Consider the following 2,481-nt stretch of genomic DNA (forward strand, 5'->3'; position numbering starts at 1 on the left):
TAAATAAAGAAAATTTAGATATTATAAAATACACAACAAAAGAGAAGTTTAATTTATTAGAAAGTGCTAATCAAACTAATAGTATTCAAAATAAATTCAACCACATATTTAATAAAAAAGAACATGATTTAGATGATTTTTTAAAGTCTTTTGGCAATTCGAAAGAAAAAGCTTATAGTGCGGTTTTGAAAAAAAATAGAAAAAGATTATGCAAGCGGTAAAGTTTCTGAAAATTTTGCACAAGGGTATATTATAAATATTAATGGATTTAATATTGAAGTAAGAGGAGTTATAAAAAATGGAAAACCAAAAATTGGAACAATGTTTCAATCTAGAACATTTAATTAATATTCAAGAATTGGAGAAAAAAATTATTGAATGTTTTTCCAAAGAACAAAAATTACTTTTAGATCATTTTAGACATGCTAATATTGTTTCTAGAAAAGCTGATGAGTGTGGATATTTTGCCAATATAAAAACTAATCCCGCAAGACCAAAAATTCAAGTCAATGGTTTTACTAATTCCTTAAATCTATTTTTAAATGGTGTTGTGATAGGTGGAGCTATGATTTATATTGAAAATGGTTTATTATCAATGATTGAGTGTTATTCTTGGGATGATAATGATATTTTTATTAAGTTATTATCAAACACCAATAAAAAAGTGTATTTGTAAAAATTTTCAAAAAATTTAAGATTACCCTAAAACCCATAAGGCTTTTCATGGCTAGAATAGGTAAAATATCTCCATACTTTGATCAAGAAGGTGGAGGAACACAGATTAAACTTCCTATTTCCATAGAACGCTTAATGCAATTAGGTTTTATCAAACAAATATAATAATAAAGACAAGAGAACAAGCAGAATTAATTATAGAAGAAGAAAAGTTGATTTATGTAACTTGGCGTGATTATGATAATGCGTCTGGGGAATATCATTTTACAATTTGGTTTAATCCTAATAACAATAAATATGAAACTATTTATATTGGAAAAAGAGGAGGTGTTGAAGATGAATATTCTTTTGATAATGAAAAAGAAGCAATTAATAAAATGTTAAAAATGAATTATAGGCAAAAATATTTTAACGCAAATGAAGACTATTCAATGAGAAATGGAAAAGAAGTAGCATTAAGAATCATCAAAGAAGAAAAGTTAGAAGTGATTTGGTATGATGAAGCACTTAAACCTTTATGTGCAGGTATTAAACATGATAAACAAAGAGATAAATATATATCTTTTATCACTAATGCTAAAGCAGAGCTTATAGAATATAGAAGTATTGAATTTGATGGGGATAGATATAGCAGTACCTTTCAAAGAATACTCAACGATGAAGATATAGCCCTCTATGCTCTTATCAATCGTGCTAGAATGATTAAACAAAATAGAATTAGTTTTGCGTAAAATGTTTTTCCTGTGATTTGATTTAAAAAGATTTTTAGCTATAATTTTATTTGACATTAAAGGAGAACTCATGGAAGATTTGGAACTTTTAAAAAAACGTTGGGAAGAAGCTTATGAGGCTATGCCTAAACTTTATGATACACCAGATGGATTAATAATAAATTTCACCCTTAGTGAAGATACTGATACTATTCTTTTTAAAGAACCTTGGGAAAATTTTGAATTAGATGATGAAGACGAAGAAGCCCAATGGAGATTAAGCTTTTTTAGCATTAGTGAAGATAAACCTTTAGGATATTTAGAATATAAAGAAGCACTAGAAAAACTACAAGATTTTTCTTTAATGCAATCAGAAGAAAGAATTTTAATTAGAGCAATGAGTCTAAAAGAACTTGAAAGTTTAGATCTTAAGGAGTTTTAATGCTCCCCCAACCTATATTTTTAGATAAAATCATACAAATTTTATCTGATGAAAATTTAGATGTTAAAAATGTAAAAAAATACATAAATAGTTTTCTATCTAAAAAAGATTTTCATGCTATATTAGAATTAAATATCAAAATGATGAATATAGCAAAATTAATTCTTAAAAGTGATGAAACATTAAATATATTATTACCACAAAATTCTAATTGTAAAAATATAAATTATCAAGCTCAAGAATTAGAGTTAAAAAAAGAAATAGATATTAATCTTAATGATTTAAAAAATTGCAATAATGAAAAAATAATAGAAACAATCAAACAAACATATCAAAACAATCTGGTTAAAGAATTAGACCTTAGCTCTCAAAAAGAAAAAATAAAAATACTTTTTATTCTTAATGAAGTGCCAAAATTTTTAAAATCAATCTATAAAGAATGTGAATTTAAGGAATATGGGTTGGCAAATTATTTAGAATTTGATGAAATTTGGGACTTTTATGAAAACAATGTTAGATATTTCACTGTTTTAACCCCAATGGGTGCAAATAAAATAAAACTATGTTTAAAAAATACGCAAGAAATAGAAGATGAAATTAACATCATGGAAATAAATTTAGATAAAGAATAAATAGATAATCCTTATATGTTTT

6 protein-coding genes are annotated in these 2,481 nt (G+C 25.2%); all 6 read left to right on the plus strand.

Annotated elements, in window-relative coordinates:
• On the plus strand, window positions 1-221 hold a 221-nt coding region (locus H2280_RS08180), incomplete at its 5' end, for a hypothetical protein (RefSeq protein WP_337216231.1).
• A 77-nt stretch (window positions 222-298) separates the two neighbouring features.
• Entirely contained in the window at window positions 299-676 is a 378-nt protein-coding gene (locus H2280_RS08185) for a hypothetical protein (RefSeq protein WP_137624112.1), read from the plus strand.
• 35 nt (window positions 677-711) lie between these two features.
• Window positions 712-840, plus strand: a complete 129-nt coding sequence (locus H2280_RS08190; RefSeq protein WP_337196254.1) for a glycohydrolase toxin TNT-related protein — start codon at window positions 712-714, stop codon at window positions 838-840.
• A 47-nt stretch (window positions 841-887) separates the two neighbouring features.
• Window positions 888-1,406 carry a hypothetical protein gene (locus tag H2280_RS08195; protein WP_337216232.1) on the plus strand — a complete coding sequence of 173 codons (519 nt, stop codon included), beginning with the start codon at window positions 888-890 and terminating at the stop codon, window positions 1,404-1,406.
• A 70-nt stretch (window positions 1,407-1,476) separates the two neighbouring features.
• Window positions 1,477-1,827 (plus strand): hypothetical protein, encoded by a 351-nt coding sequence (locus H2280_RS08200; protein ID WP_337196252.1) that lies wholly within the window; start codon window positions 1,477-1,479, stop codon window positions 1,825-1,827.
• Complete coding sequence (locus H2280_RS08205) at window positions 1,827-2,459, plus strand: hypothetical protein (RefSeq protein WP_337216233.1); 633 nt, start codon at window positions 1,827-1,829, stop codon at window positions 2,457-2,459. The genes H2280_RS08200 and H2280_RS08205 overlap by 1 nt, the downstream gene beginning before the upstream one ends.
• Window positions 2,460-2,481: the final 22 nt, after the last annotated feature.

The sequence above is a fragment of the Campylobacter sp. 2457A genome (assembly GCF_020135895.1).
GTDB lineage: Bacteria > Campylobacterota > Campylobacteria > Campylobacterales > Campylobacteraceae > Campylobacter_D > Campylobacter_D taeniopygiae.

What these genes read in the sequence shown, in the direction of transcription:
- H2280_RS08185 (WP_137624112.1), top strand. Translation starts at nt 299, where the DNA reads ATGGAAAACCAAAAATTGGAACAATGTTTCAATCTAGAACATTTAATT.
- H2280_RS08200 (WP_337196252.1), top strand. Translation starts at nt 1,477, where the DNA reads ATGGAAGATTTGGAACTTTTAAAAAAACGTTGGGAAGAAGCTTATGAG.
- H2280_RS08205 (WP_337216233.1), top strand. Translation starts at nt 1,827, where the DNA reads ATGCTCCCCCAACCTATATTTTTAGATAAAATCATACAAATTTTATCT.